The sequence below is a fragment of the Spirochaetota bacterium genome (genome assembly GCA_026415295.1).
Lineage (GTDB): Bacteria > Spirochaetota > JAAYUW01 > JAAYUW01 > JAOAHJ01 > JAOAHJ01.
Window position 1 is genome coordinate 17,797 of sequence record JAOAHJ010000037.1, and the last position, 19,706, is coordinate 37,502.

Here is a 19,706-nt window from a genome sequence, read left to right on the forward strand (position 1 = left end):
ACATTATTTGTTTTGCAATTCTTTTTGTATTTCATTTAATCTATCATACATTGCTCTAGATTTATCAAGGAGAAAAACAGTTTTTTCTTTACTCGATTTTCCCATACCAAAAACTTTTGAAATAATAATCTTCATTTTATCTATAGTTTTTATTTTTTCTTCGATATCTTTAATTTGATCAAGACCGAATTTTAAAAAAAGGTAAACATATATATAGAGAAAACCATTGAAACCAAAATCCTTATCAAGGTCAGGACCAAATTTAATTCTATCAAAAGCTTCTTTCCCTTTTTCAACTTTTTCATAAGCTTCTTGAAATAATAAGTATGCTTTTTTATACATAATATTTAGTAAAGCACTGTATTTTTCATCTTTTGTTTCTTCATATAAATCATTTAGTAACCATGAACATCTTAAAGCAGATAAGGCTTTTTTAGTAGATGGTGAAAAAGATTGAGGAAAAAAAGCATAAGAATAAATAGTCAAAATATAGCTTGCAATTCCTTCCTTGATAGTTCTTTCTTTTCTAAAATCTATATCATCGAATATTTCTTTTATAAAATCTATTCTTTTTTTTGTGTCGTTAATTAATAGATCTCTATTTTTTTGTGGAAAATCATCAAAATCTTGTGAATATGCAGCAAAAAAACATTTAGGGCAAACAGTAATTGGATATATAAGAGGATTTATTTTTCCAAATTTTTTTGTAGGATTATATATTCTTCTTAATTCATCTGTTAATTCACCAGCATTTAATCTTCCTCCCCCTGTAAGCATATTTTCCCTTTTAAATTTTTCTTCACAAATTGGACAAAGTATATCTTCTTTTGAAAAAAAAGAAATTTTAAGCATTTACCATCCTTTTTTATTTTTAAAAATAAATCATTTAATTTTCAACTATAACAATAGCAGTAGAATAATTTTTTTCATGAGAAATCGATAAATGAATTGTATTTTTATTAAATTCTTTTATTAAAGGCTCATGCAAAATAATTTTTGGAAAATTTTCTTCTTGCATTATTTCTACACTTTTATAAGATACTCCATTGCCAAAACCTTTTTTAAGAGCTTTAACACATGCTTCTTTTGCTGCAAACCTGGAAGCAAAGTATTCAATAATATTTGCTTTTGTTAAACTATTTTTAATTTCATTTAGAGTATAGATTCTTAAAAGAAAATAAATATTTATATAAAAAAAAGCTTCTTTAAACTCTTTATTTATTAAATTAAAATTAAGTTTTTCATTTAAGTTTTTTGTATTGTTATTTAAAAATTTATCCTCTATGAGATTTATAAGCTCTTTTATCTCTTTTTTTAATAAATAATTTTTTGTATTATTTTTGTTTTTTAATATATTATTTTTGATTCTATTATTTTGTACTATATCTATACCAATGCCAAATATTTTCATAACATTTTATTTAATTAAATATATTTATAAATAAATTTTTTTTCAAGAAAATAATTGTAAAAATTATAAATTAATATAAATTAATATCAGTAAAGAAGTAATATTTGTTGGTTTTTTAATTATAAAATAATTAAAAAATTTTTAGCAAATTTTATTTTAGGAGATTAAAAATGACAAAAATAAAGATCAATAATTTTGTATTAGAGGTTGAAGATAATATAACTATATTAGAAGCTGCAAAAAAAATAGGAATAAAAATTCCAACTTTATGTTTTCATGAAGATTTAAAACCATCAGGAAATTGTGGGTTATGTGTAGTTGAGCTTAAAGGTGGAAAAATGGTAAGGGCATGTTCAACTCCTGTATCCGAAGGTATGGATATAATAACAAATTCTCCATCCATATTATCTGCAAGGAAGACTGTGTTAGAATTGATTTTATCAAATCATCCAAATAATTGTCTTGAATGTATAAAAAATCAAAAGTGTGAATTACAGAAAGCAGCGTATGAAATGAATATAATTGATACTAAATTTACTAAAATTTTAAGGCCTATAGTCGAAAAAGATACATCATCAAATGCTATAACCCTTTCTCCAGCTTATTGCATTCAGTGTGGTAGATGTGTAGAAGTTTGTCAAGTTATTCAAAATGTTCATGCTCTTGAATACTCTAATAGAGGATTTGATACATTTGTAGGGCCAACTATGGAAAGAAAGTTAGAAGAATCAGAATGTGTTAAATGTGGACAATGTTCTTCTGTTTGTCCTGTTGGTGCTATTTATGAAAAAGATGATTCTGAAAAAGTTTGGGAAGCTTTGTCAAATCCAGATCTTGTTCTTGTTGCACAAGAGGCACCAGCTGTTAGGGTTGCAATAGGTGAAGAATTTGGCTTTCCTGTTGGTACAAATGTCGTAAAAAAGATGTATACTGCTTTAAGAAGATTAGGATTTAAATATGTATTTGATACAAATTTCGGGGCTGATCTAACCATTTGCGAAGAAGCTAAAGAGTTTGAAGAATGGTTTACAAAATGCCCTGAAAAATTACCATTAATTACAACTTGCTGCCCATCTTGGGTTGATTATCTTGAGAAATTTTTCTATGATTTAATTCCTCATTTTTCATCAGCAAAATCTCCCCATCAAATGTTAGGTGCGATGGTAAAAACTTATTGGGCAAAAAAAATGGGAATCCTTCCTAACAAAATATTCCTTGTTTCAATTATGCCTTGTACAGCGAAAAAATATGAAATAGACAGAATTGATGATATGTATTCATCAGGTACAAAAGATGTGAATGCAACTATAACTACAAGAGAATTCGCAAGAATGTTAAAAGTTGCAGGGATAGATCTTGCAAGTTTACCAGAATCTGAGGCTGATAACCCATTAGGGGGATATAGTGGTGCTGGTACTATATTTGGTGCTTCAGGTGGAGTTATGGAGGCAGCGTTAAGAACAGCTTATTTTTATTTGACTGGTAAGGAACTTGATTCCCCAGAAATTAAGTTTGTTAGAGGCATTGATGGAATAAAAGAAGGAGAGATAGATATTCTTGGTAAAAGAATAAGAATAGCTGTTGCTTCTGGTTTAGGTAATGTTGAAAAAATTTTAAACAAAGTGAGAGAGGCTAAAAGGAAAGGGGAGCCTACACCATATCATTTTATAGAAGTAATGGCTTGTAGGGGAGGGTGTGTAGGAGGAGGAGGTCAACCTTATGGTTCAACATTAAAAGTTAGGGAACAAAGGGCTAAAGGATTATATAATGAAGATGAAACTTTAACAATAAGGCAATCACACAATAATCCATCGATTAAAAAATTATATGAAGATTTTTTAGAAAAGCCAAACTCTCATATTGCTCATAAATATTTACATACTCATTATGTGCCAAGACCTCTATATAAAGGAGAGCATGATTCAGAATGGGTAGGATGAAAAATATTAAAATTAATAAGAAGTATATTAAAAATAAATTTTTAATTTATAATATTTATTTTATTTTTTTTATTAGTTTTATTTTTATATTTTCAAGTTGTAAAAAGAGAGAAGATCTATTTAGTTCTGATAATAATAAGAATAGAGAGATATTTTCATATATAAAAGATATAAATTATGAGGTTATATATATTTTAAACGATATTAAATTTATTTATTCAAATGATTATGATGAAGGCCTTATATACAAAGGAATTATAAAAGCCCAATATAATTATAATTTCCCTTTAACAATTATAGAAAATAAAAATAAGAAAGAGTCAAGATTAATTGACTTAATAAGTAAAAATTTAAACTTACATATTCAAGATAAAGGAGAAATAATAATAGGTTGTAACCTTGACATGGATTTTGAACTTTTTGAATTTTTTCAAAAAAATAAAAATTTATATTTGTTAAATATTATAACTGATTCTCAGAAACTGGAAAGAGCTAATATATTTGATTATCAAGAAATAAAAAAGGAAAAGATAAATAATATTAGTATTATAACATTAGATTATAAAAGTTTAGGAAATTTTTTACAAATGTTTTTGAATTATCTATTTGAAAAAAGAATATTATTAATAAATATTGAAGGATTTCAAAATAATTTTTCAGTTAATTTATTTTTTAATAAAGAAAAATTTTATAATTATGATTTTAAGAAAGGATTTGAAGAAAGTTATTTAAGTAATAACAAATTTTATATATTTAAAACTTACGATATCAATCTAATTGATTTTAATAATTTAGATAGAAAAAAACTATTGGAATTATTTAGTTTTAATAAAAGGTGTTATATTAATATAATAAATGAGGAATACTTAGATAAATTTATTAAATTTGTTGAAGAAGAAAATTTAAAAAATATTTTGTTTATTCCACTTTTTAGTAAAAGTATAGATGAAAATCATATTAATTATATTCCTTTTTTATTTTATATAAATTGGATTAATGTAGTTTCAGATTTTTTTGACGAAATTATAAATTTTTCAATAAATTTAGGAAATGGAAACATAATTAATAAATATGAAAATAGTGAATTAAAAATTTTTCAAATTTTAAAAATAAATGAGAAATATTTAAATATTGTCCCAAATTACAATAGCTTAAATTATTTTTTTTCAGAAGAAAAATTTATTGAAAACTTTTTTATAAGCAATTTTTTTTGAAATATAATTTTTGTTGATACAATCTTTTTAATATATAAATGAATATAAAAAATAGATTTATTTTAATTTTTGTAATATCGATCTTTGTTCTCTTTTTTATTTCATTTTTAAGAATATCAGTGGGAACTACTATTATAAATATATTTAAAATTGATAAACATTCTCCAAGCTATATTATTGTGACTCAATTAAGGATTCCAAAATTATATAATGGTTTAATAATAGGTGGAACTTTAGCTCTATGTGGTTTGATTCTTCAAATATTATTAAGGAATCCACTTGCTGAACCATATACTTTAGGAATTTCATCTGGTGCATCTTTTGGTGCAGTATTTATTGTTTTCTTATCCATTCTATATAACAACAATAGACTTTTATCTTTTCTACCATTAGGAGCACTTATTGGAAGCTTTACAGTTGTTATATTTATTTTTATATTTATTATAAATTCAAAGTATTTTAATGTAAATACTTTAATACTTGCAGGAGTAATAATAAACTCTTTTTTCTCTTCGTTAATTGCTCTTTTTTTATCTTTATTGTCAAATAAAACTCATATAGCTTTATCTTGGCTTATGGGCTATGTTCCTTCTTATACAAAAATATCTCCTCTTTTATTTTTGCTTATAATTTTGATTACTTATTTTTTTATTTTATTTTATTGGAAAGAACTAGATATATTTTATTTACCAGACTCATATATTATAAATTTGGGAATTAATATAAAAAGAAAAAAACTCTTGTTAATATTACTTGCATCTTTTATAACCTCCATTGTTGTTTCTCAATCAGGTATAATAGGTTTTGTTGGCTTTATAACTCCACATTTTGTAAGAAATATATTGCCTGATCAAAATTTTAAAAGAATTTCAATTATTTCAATTTTATGGGGAGGAATAATTTTAGTCGTGTGTGATACCTTGGCTCAGTTTTTACCATCTATATTTGGTTTAAATTCTGATATTCCTGTTGGAGTTATAACATCTTTAACTTGTTCTCCCATTTTTATTTTTTTGCTATTAAAAAAAAGTTCCAATATTATTTATTAGAAAAATTTAATTTTTTATTTAAAATTAATTTATGAAAGTAATTAAAAAAAGAATAAATTATAAAAAAAAATTATATTCTAAAAAATTTAATGTTATTAAAGAAAAAAGATTAAATAAATACTATTATTTAAATTCTCATTCTGTTATTATACCATTAAAAAATAGGTTTGATCTAACTTTAGAAGCAGTTGTTTCTGTATTGCTTCAAGATGTTTATTTTATAAAAATTATTTTAATAGATGATAACTCGAAAGAAAATTTTTATACTTATTTTCTAAGTAATATTTATAAGATAATATTATACAAAAAAAAAATTGAAAACTACTTAAAATTAATTTTAAAAAGAGATTTATTCTATATAAATATTGATAATATTTATTTTTATAAAAATGATTTTCAACTAAAAAGATTAAAATCAAAATTTTTTGCAAAAAAGATTTATAATTTATTATTGCTAAATAGATACAAGTATTTAAAAAATAAATTTGAATTAGGTGATTATAAAATTAAATATAAAAAAACTATTTTAATTAAAATACATAATAAAAAACAAAAAAAGTTATTTATAAGAAAGATTGTAATCTTAAGACATTCCGAAACTTTTTTTTCTGGTGTAGCGAAAAATAATGGGTTAAAATTTTCAAAGAGTAATTTTATCTCTTTTTTAGATTCTGATGATATTTATCTTCCATCGAGATTAAAATTGGCTGAAAATTTTGTTAGAAAAATTAAAAATAGTAATGAGTTTGAAAATATTAATAAAGACACTTTTCATTTTGATAATTTAGATAGGGATTTCATTATTTTACAGAATAAAGATTATTATTTGTATGATGATAAATTAATTAATTTAAATAAAAAACATTTCAAGATAGAAGGTAATATTTTTTTGGAATCAATAAAACAGAATAGAATTTCTATTCCTTCATTAACACTATCAAAAAAAACTCTTGATTTTATACAAAACTTTTTTAATGAAGAACCATTTTCAAATTTACCAGTTATGGAAGATTATTACTTTTTCTTAAAAATAACATTTTTATTCAATGTTTTTCTTCTTGATGAAAAATTAACTATTATTAGAAAGTGGACTAATGTTGAATCTTTAACAAAAACATATGATAATTTTGAATTTTATAGATTACAAGGATTTTATAGATTTATTATAAAAATTTTAGTTATATTAGATAAATACAAAAGAGAAAGTAGATTTTGTAATAGATATTTATGTTTATATAGTTTAATTTCATCTAATAAGGATTTTATTTTAGATCAAATATTTTTTAAAATTAAATGTTGGGTAATAGGTTCTATAAAAAGAGAAAAAATAGAGATGAATAATATTGTTAAATTTGTTATTTTAGTTCTGTTATTAGTTGATTTTTTTTAACATTGAATTATTATTTAAATATGGTATTTTTTATAACTAATTTTTAGAAACGAATTTTATTTATTAAAATATAGGGGGTTTTTATGTTAAAAAAATCTATAATTTTAGTGGGAATATTAAGTTTATTTTTGATTTATTCTTGTAATTTTAATATATTCAGACCTAAAAATTTAGGAGATATTGTTAAAAATTTACCCAAAGAAGAACAATTAAGTATTGCAGAAGAGGCTTTGGGAAATGTACAATCTCCATCAGAAGCAGCTTCAATAAGGGATTCTTTAATTCAAAGTTGGAGTTCTGATTTAAGTAATGGAGCTCAAACTGAACAGGAAGCTCAAGCAGCATATTTAATAGCTCAAGCTACTGTTTTATCAGATCCAATACTTTTTGAAGCATATAATCTAATACAACAACTTGCAAGTGGACAAAGTGTTAATGGTAATTCACTTGGTAGTTTTTTTAGTAATCTGTCAAATGATCCAAATGCTTTAGAAAATGCAATTGCTGCAATATCAAATGCTGCAACATATTTAAACTATGCTGCAGAATATAATCAAAATAGTTCACAACTTAATCCAGGAATGCAAATATTAAATGCTTTATTTAATATAATTAAACATGTTGATAGTCAAATCCCACAGGGACAATGGACTAATGAAACTGTAGTTCAGAATGCTTTCAATAGTATAGATTTCAGTAATCCTGCTAGTGGAGCATTGCAAGATGCAAAGGATTCCTTACAAGCTATAATTAATTCTCCAAATGTTTCTGATAGTTTAAAACAGATAGCACAATCACTTTTGGGTTTATAGAAAGCATAGTTTTTTCAAATATTAAAAATAGTTAAGGAGAATATTATGAAAAAAATAAAATATATTATAATATTATTATTTATTCTTTTATCATTTAAAGTATTTGCTCAACAACAAATGATTGAAGCCCCAGCTATTTATTATTTTACTCCGAGAGTTTTTTCAATGGGAGGGGCTTATACAGCTTGGGGACAAGGCCCAGATGCTTTCTTTTATAATCCTGCAGCATATGGTATACAAGGTAACAGGCATCTTTTTTTGCTTGATCCATCACTTAGAGCTAATTTTACAATGTTAAATTTGTTTAATCAAATAATGCAAAGTCAAAATGATTTTTCTGTTTTGATGAAAGATCCAGAATTTGTAAAGACTTTAATTGGATTAAGATTATCTATAGGGTTTTCAGGTTTACCTTTTGCAGGTTTAATGATTGGAGGAATTGGGGTTGCAGTTTTTGATTCTTTTCATGTTACTGCAAACATTAAAAAAGGTTTATTGGTTCCTGATGCATATTTAAATGTTAATGCTGATATTGGTGCTATTGTTGGTATGGCTTTCAATGTTGGTCCTTTTATTGTTGGAGCTAATGTAAAATTGTTATTTAAACTTTGGGGTGAAGAAAAGTCTTCAATATTAAATTTATTAAATTATAGTCCATCGCAGGGAACTTTACCTATAGCTCTTTATAAAGGGAGTGGTTTAGGTTTTGATGTTGGTGCTATTATGAAACTTGGAAATCTTCAATTGGGATTAACAGTAATGGATATTTTTACAAGATTAAGTTATTGGAAGATTAACAGTACTCAGGATTTATCTATTGGTCCATCTTCAAAACCTGTTGAAGGAAAAGCATATATAAAACCTCAATTAAATTTTGGAGTTGCTTATAAAGTTGGAACATTATTACCATTAATTGCTTATAATGTTGTTCTTACTGCTGATATTCAAAATATTAATCAATTTATAGAAGATTTATCAAGAAAAAATTATTATACTTTAGGTTCTAAATTGTTTATGGGAACAGAAATTCAGTCATTTGGGATTTTTAAATTTAGATTTGGTTTAATGCAAGGTTATCCAACTTTTGGAATTACAATTAATCTTTTAATTTTACAAATTAGCTTAGCATATTACTCAAGAGAATTATCTCCAATTCCTGGATTAAACCAAGAGGAAAATTTATTAATAAATCTATCTTTTATTTGGTAAATTTTTTATAAATTTAATAAAAAAAAATATAATTATGATAAAGGAGGGATATTTTAATCCCTCCTTTTTATATTTTTACTAAATATTTATCTATAAATGAAATAATACTATTTTATTTATTATTTGTTATTTGTTAGATGGTAATATTTAAGGTTGATTTTATTTTGAATAGATCTATCTAACTAAATTTAAATTTTAGTTGACAAAAAAAATTTAAATGATTTTATTTTTTTGAACTTGAGCTGCTAGCTCAGTCGGTAGAGCATCGCCCTTTTAAGGCGAGGGCCAAAGGTTCGAATCCTTTGCAGCTCATTTTTTAAAGGCTACCCTATTAAAAAATAGGGTAGCTTTTTTTTATATTTTTTTTAAATTGAAAAAATTGTTAAATAAGTTATAATAAATAAGGTAAATAATTTTAAGAGAGGTGAAATATGAAAAAATTATTATTAGTTATTATTTTTATTTTAGTTTTTAATGTACCAATTTTTGCACAAACTTATTATTCTACTTTTTCTGGTGTTTACGGTTATATTTTAACTCCAACAGCGAATCCATGCCCACCAAGAACTTTTATAATTAGTACATCTTATGTTTTTACTCCAGGAAGCTTACCAGTTGCTTTGACATTTTCTCTTATAAAAGATTGGGAAATTGGTCTAGCTTATGAAATTAATTTATCTGGTAGTGGTTCTATAAATCCATTACAACTTTCAACAAAGATCCAATTTACTAAAGGAGCATCATTTGGTCTTATAATTGATGGATTTTTGGGTGGACTAGGATATACTACAATAGAACCTTATGTTGCAATTCATTCAGGGTCAATCTTTGGTAAAGGTGTTATGGATGTTACTATCGGTAAAGATTTTTATATAGGAAGAGGACAGGATGATCTTATAAATCTATACATTGGTACTAAAATTCCCTTAATAGGGGATCAATTTCTTTTGTTGGCTGAGTTTTTGAATAATCCTCACAGAATGGGAGGTATAGCATATTATAGTGATGGTAGGGGTGTTTTTAACCTTGGGTTTTTATTGCAAATTACTCCTTTTTTATCAGTACATTTTATGACTTTTGATATACTTGACGGATTTGATTTTATAATGTGCTTTGGAATAAATTTAAAACTTAGTTTATAATAAAAAATTAAATTATTAATAAATTGAAAATTTAGTTCTTAATTTGGAAACCTGCAATACTTATAGTATACGAATAAGACAAAAAAAATTTAATCAAATAGGTTAAAGCTGAAAAAATAAATATTTTAATTATTTTATACTTAAATTATTTTATCTAAAGTAAAGAACTAATTATGAATAAAAGTTATAAAACTCTCTTTTTTATAAAATTATTACTGTTAAGTTTATTTTTATCTTTAGTTATTTTATTATCAATTTTTTTATATTTTTATAAAACATGGCAAAAAGATAAATTTGATATTTATTATCAAATTAAATCTTTAAATGGTGCTATTAGAACTTATGATAAAAAGTATTTTAGAGTTCTTGAAATAAATATTTATGATAGAAATAATAGACTTATTTCAAATTTAAAGAAAAATCAATACAATTATGTGCAATTAAATTATTATCCTTCATTTTTAATTGATATTATTTTAATTAAAGAAGATAAAGAATTTTTTTTACATAAAGGGTATGACTTAAAAAGAATTATTGTTTCTTTTTTTAAGAATATTTTAGAAGGTAAAATATTATATGGTGGTTCAACTATAACACAACAAATATCAAAATTACTTTTTACCGACAGAAGAAAAACAATAAAAAGGAAAATTTATGAGTTATTTACTTCTTATTACATTGAAAATGTATTATCAAAAGAAGATATTCTTGAAATTTACTTAAATATTGTATATTTAGGTTTTGGAAGGTATGGTTTTGAATCTGGAAGCTTGTTTTATTTTAATAAACATGTTTGGGAATTAAATTTTTCTGAATCATTATTGCTTGTTTCTATTATTTCATCTCCTGAATATTTTTCTCCAATTAGAAATTTAGACTTATCAAAGAAAAAATATAAAACTCTTCTTAGAAAATGTGTAGAAAATAATTTAATAGATAAAGATAAAGAAGAAAGAATATTTGAAGAGTTTTGGGCTCAGTTTAATATTAATAAAGTTTTTAGAGATATAAATATAATAGATTACGATTATGCGCCTTGGGTTACAGATTTAGTTATAAAAGAAATAGATAAAATGTTTACACTTGAGGAAGCATATTTAAATAACTTCAATATATATACTACTTTTGATTTAAACTGCATATTGTCATTAAATAAAAGTTTTTCAAAATTTTTTAATGATAAGAGACTTTTTTTTGAAAAAATGGATAGTAATGATTTTAATAATATTGAAATAGCAGTAATTTCAATTAATCCAGAAACTTTTGAAATTGTTTCAATTTGTGGGGGAAAAAGATATTCAGAAATAAATCAGTATAATAGAGCAATTTTTTCACTTAGACAACCGGGATCTTCGTTTAAACCATTATTTTTTTTGTATTGCTTTTTGAAAAAAATATTGACTACTATCACAATATTAGAGGATAAAGAATATTCATTTAAATTAGATAGTAATATTATTTGGGAACCTAAAAACTATGGAGATAAATACTATGGTAATGTACCAATATATTTTGCTATTAAAAAATCTATAAATTCTATACCTGCTAAAATAGCAACAGAGATAGATTTAAATGATTTTTTAAATTTTATAAAAATTATATTTGGTCATGTTAGAAATGATTTTGAAAAAAGATTTAAACCATATCCTTCTATAGTATTAGGTTCTATTGAAATGTCTTTGCTTGAATTAGTGGTTTCTTATGCAACAATTGCAAGTGGAGGCTTTAAAATAAAGCCTTATTTTATCAAGAAAATAGAATCTTTTGGTGAGGTGATCTATGAAGTTAAAAAAGTAGAAAAAGAAAAAATAATAGATAAAAGATATGCAGATATGATATTGTACTTGTTAAAGTTTCCTTTAGAAAAAGGAGGAACTGCATATAATGCTAGAAATTTAGCAAATTTTTTTTATCAAACTTTTGGTAAAACTGGGACTACAAATGATGGCAGAGATAGTTGGTTTATTGGAGTTACTGGTAATCTTGTTACAGGAGTATGGGTTGGATATGAAAAAGGTGGGGGCAATACTTATTTGACAGGAGGTGAATATGCAGCAAGACTATATTTTGAGTATATTAAAAATGTTTATCAATTTTTTTTAAAATATTATGATTTTTTAGATAGTGATTTGGTTTTTAAATATATAGATTTAAATAAAATAAATTTTTTTCTTGATGAATCAGATAAAGTTTTAATTCCCTTTGATAGAGATAATTATCCATATAATATTTTAGAAAAGATTGTAACTGACGATAATGTAAATTTAGAAAGTCTTTTAAAAAGTGAATTTAATCAAGATATAAATAGTAGTAGTAAAGATGTTGATCAAATTAGAAAAAATAAAAACTAAAACTATTTTAACTATTATTTTTTTCCTAATTGTAGTTCCGTTAAATGTTTCTTGCTTAAAAATAGAAAACAATAAGATAAATAAGAAATTTATTGATTATTTTTCTTATAAAAAATATATATCTATTAATAAAGTTGGGATTGAAATAGAACCAAATGATAATTTTAATATCAGTAATGAAATAATTAATTTTAATAATGTATATGGACTAATAGATGATTCTAAAGATATTGATGTTTTTTCAATAAGAAATGATTCTCAAGATAATATTAAAAAAATTAATATAATATTAAATGATGCAGGTATTAAACAACTTTATGTTGAAGTTTATGATACTGATAAAAATTTAATCTTAAAAGAAAAACAAAACAAAAATATTTATATAAATATTTATCCAGGTGAAAAGATTTACATAAAAATTTATAGAAATGATGATAATACTGATGATAGTTCTAATAAATTTTATGAATTTTCATATAATTTAATTTTTATTAGTAACTATAAAAATGAATTTGTTGAAATTGAACCAAATAATAAAGTAGAAAAAGCAAATAATATTATATTAAATAATATTTATAAAGGCTATTCTAATAATAAAGATTTAGATTATTTTACTTTTGATTTTGAAAAAGCAAAATTCTTAAATATAAGTTTTAAAATATTAGATGGTTATGGGAATATTGAAATTAGTGATGAGAATGGAAATGTATTATTTAAAAAAGAAAATATTAAATATGGTGGAAATATTTTTCCTATTCTTTTTGAAAAGGGAAAATATTATATAAAAATTTTTGGAAGTTTATTGAATTATGAGTTGTCATTAAATGATTCATATTTTACAGGGGAGATTGAATTCAATGATAGTTATGAAGTTGCAAATCAAATAATAAATAATTCTAAAATAATTGGAGCTTTAAGTTTTGAAAATGATATTGATATTTTTTACTTTAGTAATTTGATAGATAATAAAGAAATAGTTTTTGAGATTGAAATAGATGGCGATTCTTTTATAGATATTTTAATATTGGATTGGGAATATAATGTTATTTTTAAAGAAAAAATAAAAGAACAAAAACTATTTATAAAATTAAACTTGAATAAAGGAATTTATTTTATAAAATTAATAAAAGGCAATATTTTATCTGAAATTTTTTATAACATTAAGGTTTATTATAAATGATTTATTTTTTAGTTGTTTTTATATTATTCTTTCTAGGGTGTGGTTTCTATTTGCTTTTTATAAGAAATTTACCATTTGAAAAGCAATTAGAAAGTCTAGCTAAAACTTCAAATTTTGCAAAAATTATAGAACTTATTAATAAAAATAAAGTTTATTTAGAAAGATCAGATGCTGCAAGATATTATTATTCCAAAGCATTATTTGTTTATGAACATTATAAAGATTGTATAATGAATCTTACTCCTGTATTTAAATCGGGTAAAGCTGATTCCTATCCATTTTATAAAGATCTATTATGGATATTGGGTTTTTCAAATTATTATTTGGGATCCTTAAAGGATGCTTTATATTATTTAATAAAACTTCTTAGAGAAGATCCTCTTAATAAAGGTGCTTTAATGTATTGTGCTAAAATATATGCTGGGGCAGGGGAATATAGAAAAGCTCTTTTTTATTATAACGAACTAAAAAAAATTGATAAAAAAAATAGTCAAATATATTATGAAATATCTTTATGTTATTTTTTATTGAGTGAATATACAGAAGCATATGAAGCTATAAAAATAGCCCTTGAACTTGAAGAAAATAATTTGATTTATATCTTTACTTTAGGTGTTATTTTATTTTTAAAAGGTAATTTTGATAAGGCTTTAAAAGTATTTCTTGAGCTTGTTAAAAAAGAAAACCTTCCAAAAGAGTTGCTAGCTGAATCATATAGAATAATAGGAAATATATATCAAAAATTTGATAATTTCAAATTTGCTATAAATTATTATGAAGAATTTATTAAATATAGAAATTTTTCACAAATTGAATATTTAAAAGATGTATTGTATAATATAGCTTTTGCTTATTATAAGGATAATGATTTAAGCAATGGTGAAAGATGTTTTAAAATATTATTTAATATGGATAAAGATTATAAAGATATTAATGACATAATACTTAAACTTGATTCAATCAAAACTGACTCAAATTTTATTCAAGCTTTAAGTAATTGGTCAAACATGATTGAAATTAAATTTCCTATTAAATTAATTGAAAGTAATATCTTAATAAGTAAAAATATCGATCTTTCTGATATAGAAGATGAACTAGGGTTAAGCAAAACAAAAACTGGTTTTACATATAGTTTCGAACAATATAAAGAAGAAAAATATCAAAATTGGATTTTAATAAATCAATCAATTTTGAAAAATCTTGGTTTTGAAGAGATCAAAATATATAGGGATCCACTCGATCCTGATAAAGATAGCGGAGTTGGAATTTATTTTATTGGGAATAAAAAAGTTGGATCCAATGTTGATAAGTATTTAGTAAAGTTTTTTAGAGGTAAAACTTTTTCTGAACAAATAATAGAAAATTGTTTAGATTTGATTGAAAAGTTAAATTTAACTAAAATTGCTATTTTTTACACTGGAACTTTTGATATGAGTTTATTGAATAAATTTGCAGGGAATAAAAATATTATTTTTTTCAATAAAAATGCTATTAAAGATATATTATCTAAATTAAAATAAATTTTGATTAAAACTAAAAATTATTTATATATTATGGAAAGAAATGAGAATAAAAAATCTAGAGCACTTTTTTTTCTTAATGGTTATTATGGTAATTTAAAATTAGATATAAGTAAGATTAAAAATGATGATGTTTTAATTGGTGTTGATGGAGGATTAAATTTTCTTTTTGAGAATGGACTTCAAAATAGAATTGATTATGCTATAGGAGATTTTGATTCTTTTAATAATCCACATAAATATTTTCCGGAAAATAAAATTATTAAATTTGAAAAGGAGAAAGATTATACAGATACTCTTGGTGCTTTTTTTTATATTAAAAATCATTATAATAAAAAGATAAAAGAATACCATTTTTATGGAGTTTCAGGAAAAAGGGAGGATCATTTTTTGTCTCTTATATATTCCTTTTATAGTTTTAATGATTTAATTTTTTTTCATTCTCTATATGAAGATTTTCTTCTTTTAAAGAAGGGAAAATATAGAATCAATATTGGTAAAGGGAGTCTTTTTTCAGTCTTCCCATTAAAAAGAGTTAAAAATTTAAGTTTAATAAATACAAAGTATTCATTTAAAAAAAAATATATTAATTTAACTGGTATGGGTGTATCAAATGAAACAACAGATGATGAAATAGTTATAGAATTTGAAGAAGGTATTTTATTAATTAGTATTTTGAAAAACTATGAAGAAATTAAAGAAATTTTAATTAATAATAACTTTTTAATAGAAAAGGAATAATTTAGTAAAAAATAATATAAAAAATAATTCTTTTTATTAATATAAAATTAATTATATATAAATTATTAAATTGAAAATAAAAATATATAGTATAATTTTATAGGAATGGAGAAGGAAGCCTTAACTCTTAAATTTAGACCGCAATCTTTTGAAGAATTTGTTGGACAAAGTGCTATAACAATTGTTCTAAAAAATTCTATTAAAACTAATAATATTTTTCATGCTTATCTATTTTATGGACCAAGAGGTGTTGGGAAAACTTCTGCTGCGAGAATATTTGCTAAGATGTTAAATTGTAAAGAAGGACCTACTCAAAAACCATGTAATAAATGTGAAAATTGTGCTGAAATAACAAAAGGAAATTCACCTGATGTAGTAGAAATTGATGGAGCTTCTAACCGAGGTATTAATGAGATTAGAGAGTTACAGGAAAGTATACGATATGTACCTATTAAATCAAAGTATAAGATCTACATTATAGATGAAGTTCATATGCTGACAAAAGAAGCTTTTAATGCTTTACTTAAGACTCTTGAAGAACCACCAAAAAATGTAATTTTTATTTTTGCAACAACGGAAATACATAAAGTTTTACCAACTATAAGATCAAGATGTCAACAATTTCAATTTCATCTTTTTACTACAGATGAAATTATTCAACATCTCAAATATGTATTGAGTCAGTATAATATCAAGTATGATGAAAAAGCAATATTTTGGATAGCTAAGTATGCGTATGGTTCTATGAGAGATGCTTTATCAATATTGTCTCAAGTTCTTGCTACTAAAACCAGTGAGATTAACGAAGAAATAGTTTTAAAAATCCTTGGAGTACATCCATTTGAAATTATAGTTAAACTATTTGACTCTTTTGTTTCAAAAGATTTAAAGAGAATTTATGAAATAATTCAACAAACATATATTTCAGGCATAGATTTTAATAATTTTATACTACAAATAGTAGAATTTTTAAGAGATATTTCTTTAATAAAAGTTGGGATTGAAAACCAAAATTACTTGAGTTTAACTTTAGAACAGATAGAAGATGTTAAAAAATTTAAAGATATCTATACACACGATAAATTGTTATTGATGATAGAAAAACTTTCAGAATTTTCTAAAAATTTAAATTATTTTTATAATCCATATCCTTATTTTGAAAATTTATTAGTATCTTTTGCATTTATTGATAATTATATTCCTAACAGTGAAATTATTAGAAATATTAAATTTGCAACTTCATATATAGAAAAACTATTTATTGATAAAGGTGTAAAAATAAAAAATGTTTCTGACATTTCTTATAAAAGAGATGAATTAGTTAGTATTGCAGATAAAGCAGATGATTTTTCAGAAAAAACTAAAATTAAAATAGAATCCATGAAAGATGAACTCGAAGATAAAACAATTACTGATGATATTAATAAAAATAAAAAAGTAGATGTTAAGAGAAAACATATTTTTCTTGAAAAGGATTTTGATGAATTAATGAAAAAAGAAGTTGAAATTGAAGAAAAAAAAATAAATAATGATAATAAACAAAAAAATATTTCAAAAGATCTTAAAGATGAGGTGATTAAAAATGGAATTAAAAAAATAGAGAATTTGTTAAATCAGAAAAAGAATGATATTTTAAGTGAGGAAATACCTAGCAAATATGTTAAGATTATGGAAATTATTGATTCTGAATATATAAAAGATGAAGGAGATTTAGGATGAATTTTTCAGATTTAGGTAAAATTTTTTCTGACTTAAAAAAATTAAGTGAAAATAAAGAAGAAATAAAAGAAAAATTAAAGCATACTATTATTGAAGGTTCTTCAGGTGGGGATTTTGTAATAGTGAAAGCAAATCTTCTTGGAGAAATAGTCCAAATAATTATTTCTGATGAATTATTTAATATGAATGATAAAAAAATGTTAGAAGATCTTATTTTGGCTGCTATAAATGATGTTCTTTTTAGAGCTAAAAAAGAAATGGTAAATCAATCTATAAATATTCCTGAATCTTTAAAGATGTTTTTTAATGATAATTTTAATTTATAGGGAATATTTTGAAAATAATAAATAAAAAAATTTTTTAAATAATTAAAAGTTCAAAATGAGATTTGAAAAATTGTATAAGGAAATTTCTCTTTTTTTTCAGATGTTTAATGGAGTAGGAGAAAAAAAAAGTTTTTTGTTAACTGAACAATTACTTAATTTTGATAAAAATAAAATTGAAAAAATTATAAATATTCTAGTTGATTTGAAAGACAATATAAAAAGGTGTTCTTTATGTAATAATTTTACTTATAAAGATGATATTTGTGAGATATGTATTGATAATAGTAGGAGTAATGAATTACTTATAATTGAAGATTTTAACGATCTTATTTCTATAGAAAAAACAAAAATATATAATGGTTTTTATTTTATTCTTTTTAACCTTATATCACCAATTAAAGGTATAACTCCAGATAATCTTTTTTTAGATAAACTTAAGAATTATTTAAATATTAAAAATATTGATAGAGTAATATTTGGATTACCTAAAACAATAGAAGGTAATATAACAACTCATTTTATTAAAAATTATATTATTAAAAATCTACCACACAGAAACATAATTTATTATAATCTTGCTGAGGGTTTATCAGGAGGTATTAAGATATCTGAATTTCCTGAAAATACATTAAAAGAATCAATTAAAAATATGAAGGAATTCTAAAATTATTAATTAAATATAAATTTATTGCTATTTTGATGCTTTTTCTCTTAAAGCTATATTAATTTCTATAGTTCCAAATCTAGATGTAAAATAAGCAGCGATTGTTTCAAGTTTTACAAGTTCTATATTATAATCTTTTCCGATTATAACAACTGGAGGGGTAATACTTAAAACTTTATCTTTTCCAGATAGATTTATAGTAGCTCTACCTGTGATAACATTAGCAAGTTCTGCTATTGCAGATTTGAGCATTTCTTTATCTTGTTGTTTTTTGGGATCTGTAATCATTTGCATAGCAATTCTTTCTGCTGTATGTTGTTTTAAAGAATAAACAACTTGTCCTTCAATAAAACCAGCAACACCAACAATAATAGAAACATCATTGCCTGGTGTTGGATCAGATTTTAGTTTTACTTCACTTTTCTTTAACTCTACATTAGCAAGTTGCTCAAAAACTTCCAAGGCATTACTTATAAAAGGATTAATGTATTCAGCTTTGATAGATGCCATAAATAAACCTTCCTGGTTATTTTATAAATATTTATAAACTAAAATAAAAAAATTTCAATAATTATTTTTTATCATAAATTATTATTTATTATAATAAAAATTTGAATTTAATTATTTCATAATTATTAATTATTTAATAATTGAATTAATAACTTCTGTAAGTTCAGGTTTAAAAATAAAATAATCAAATGAATAATTATTTATGTTTTCTATATTTTCTTTATGGTATCCAGACATTAAAATGATTTTAGAATCTGGTAAAAATTTTTTAATGCTTTCGATTAAATCTAAACCGTTTATATCAGGCAAAGAAATATCAAGAAATATATATTCGAATTTATTAGAAGATTTTAAAATTTCTGATGTTTCTTTGCCGTTATTACAAATAATCGAATCTATGCCTTTTCTTGAAAGGATTTTTTTTATTATAAGCTGAATATAAGGTTCATCATCTACAATTAATGCTTTCATATTCTATTCATAAATCTTTATTAAAATTTTAATTTAATATTTTATAAATTCAAATAT

18 protein-coding genes and 1 tRNA gene are annotated in these 19,706 nt (G+C 22.9%); 15 read left to right on the forward strand and 4 right to left on the reverse strand.

Features of this window, described 5'->3' with window-relative positions; translation table 11 throughout:
* Positions 1-3: 3 nt before the first annotated feature.
* Positions 4-852: a DUF2225 domain-containing protein gene (locus N3A58_08495; GenBank protein MCX8059436.1), complete on the reverse strand. Its 849-nt coding sequence runs from the start codon at positions 850-852 to the stop codon at positions 4-6.
* Positions 853-886: 34 nt separating this feature from the next.
* Positions 887-1,411 carry a holo-ACP synthase gene (gene acpS / locus N3A58_08500; GenBank protein MCX8059437.1) on the reverse strand — a complete coding sequence of 175 codons (525 nt, stop codon included), beginning with the start codon at positions 1,409-1,411 and terminating at the stop codon, positions 887-889.
* Positions 1,412-1,581: 170 nt separating this feature from the next.
* Here acpS and N3A58_08505 point away from each other — a divergent pair, with 170 nt between their 5' ends.
* The 15 genes from N3A58_08505 (at position 1,582) to N3A58_08575 (ending at position 18,668) form a co-directional block, all read left to right on the forward strand.
* Positions 1,582-3,351, forward strand: coding sequence for an NADH-dependent [FeFe] hydrogenase, group A6 (locus tag N3A58_08505; protein MCX8059438.1), 1,770 nt, complete (start codon positions 1,582-1,584; stop codon positions 3,349-3,351).
* Positions 3,339-4,565, forward strand: a complete 1,227-nt coding sequence (locus N3A58_08510; protein ID MCX8059439.1) for a hypothetical protein — start codon at positions 3,339-3,341, stop codon at positions 4,563-4,565. Before N3A58_08505 ends, N3A58_08510 begins: the two co-directional genes overlap by 13 nt.
* Before the next feature lie 38 nt (positions 4,566-4,603).
* The gene (locus tag N3A58_08515) at positions 4,604-5,614 is read left to right on the forward strand and encodes an iron ABC transporter permease (protein ID MCX8059440.1); all 1,011 of its coding nucleotides are present in this window, start codon (positions 4,604-4,606) and stop codon (positions 5,612-5,614) included.
* Between the two features lie 31 nt (positions 5,615-5,645).
* Positions 5,646-7,004 (forward strand): glycosyltransferase, encoded by a 1,359-nt coding sequence (locus N3A58_08520; GenBank protein ID MCX8059441.1) that lies wholly within the window; start codon positions 5,646-5,648, stop codon positions 7,002-7,004.
* A gap of 83 nt (positions 7,005-7,087) precedes the next feature.
* Entirely contained in the window at positions 7,088-7,816 is a 729-nt protein-coding gene (locus N3A58_08525; GenBank protein ID MCX8059442.1) for a hypothetical protein, read from the forward strand.
* Positions 7,817-7,861: 45 nt separating this feature from the next.
* Positions 7,862-9,025, forward strand: coding sequence for a conjugal transfer protein TraF (locus N3A58_08530; protein ID MCX8059443.1), 1,164 nt, complete (start codon positions 7,862-7,864; stop codon positions 9,023-9,025).
* 239 nt (positions 9,026-9,264) lie between these two features.
* Positions 9,265-9,337: transfer RNA gene (locus N3A58_08535), tRNA-Lys, on the forward strand.
* Between the two features lie 119 nt (positions 9,338-9,456).
* Positions 9,457-10,167: a hypothetical protein gene (locus tag N3A58_08540; protein ID MCX8059444.1), complete on the forward strand. Its 711-nt coding sequence runs from the start codon at positions 9,457-9,459 to the stop codon at positions 10,165-10,167.
* 173 nt (positions 10,168-10,340) lie between these two features.
* On the forward strand, positions 10,341-12,518 hold the full coding sequence (locus tag N3A58_08545) for a transglycosylase domain-containing protein (GenBank protein ID MCX8059445.1): 2,178 nt from the start codon (positions 10,341-10,343) through the stop codon (positions 12,516-12,518).
* Positions 12,487-13,698: a hypothetical protein gene (locus N3A58_08550; protein ID MCX8059446.1), complete on the forward strand. Its 1,212-nt coding sequence runs from the start codon at positions 12,487-12,489 to the stop codon at positions 13,696-13,698. The genes N3A58_08545 and N3A58_08550 overlap by 32 nt, the downstream gene beginning before the upstream one ends.
* Complete coding sequence (locus N3A58_08555) at positions 13,695-15,218, forward strand: hypothetical protein (GenBank protein MCX8059447.1); 1,524 nt, start codon at positions 13,695-13,697, stop codon at positions 15,216-15,218. Before N3A58_08550 ends, N3A58_08555 begins: the two co-directional genes overlap by 4 nt.
* Before the next feature lie 33 nt (positions 15,219-15,251).
* Positions 15,252-15,959 carry a thiamine diphosphokinase gene (locus N3A58_08560; GenBank protein MCX8059448.1) on the forward strand — a complete coding sequence of 236 codons (708 nt, stop codon included), beginning with the start codon at positions 15,252-15,254 and terminating at the stop codon, positions 15,957-15,959.
* Positions 15,960-16,064: 105 nt separating this feature from the next.
* Positions 16,065-17,678 carry a DNA polymerase III subunit gamma/tau gene (gene dnaX / locus N3A58_08565; protein ID MCX8059449.1) on the forward strand — a complete coding sequence of 538 codons (1,614 nt, stop codon included), beginning with the start codon at positions 16,065-16,067 and terminating at the stop codon, positions 17,676-17,678.
* On the forward strand, positions 17,675-18,004 hold the full coding sequence (locus N3A58_08570) for a YbaB/EbfC family nucleoid-associated protein (GenBank protein ID MCX8059450.1): 330 nt from the start codon (positions 17,675-17,677) through the stop codon (positions 18,002-18,004). The genes dnaX and N3A58_08570 overlap by 4 nt, the downstream gene beginning before the upstream one ends.
* A 55-nt stretch (positions 18,005-18,059) precedes the next feature.
* Complete coding sequence (locus tag N3A58_08575) at positions 18,060-18,668, forward strand: toprim domain-containing protein (GenBank protein ID MCX8059451.1); 609 nt, start codon at positions 18,060-18,062, stop codon at positions 18,666-18,668.
* 27 nt (positions 18,669-18,695) lie between these two features.
* Here the strand turns inward: N3A58_08575 and N3A58_08580 are convergent, their stop codons facing one another.
* Positions 18,696-19,178: a chemotaxis protein CheX gene (locus N3A58_08580; GenBank protein ID MCX8059452.1), complete on the reverse strand. Its 483-nt coding sequence runs from the start codon at positions 19,176-19,178 to the stop codon at positions 18,696-18,698.
* A 129-nt stretch (positions 19,179-19,307) separates the two neighbouring features.
* Positions 19,308-19,649, reverse strand: coding sequence for a response regulator (locus N3A58_08585; protein ID MCX8059453.1), 342 nt, complete (start codon positions 19,647-19,649; stop codon positions 19,308-19,310).
* Positions 19,650-19,706 lie beyond the last annotated feature (57 nt).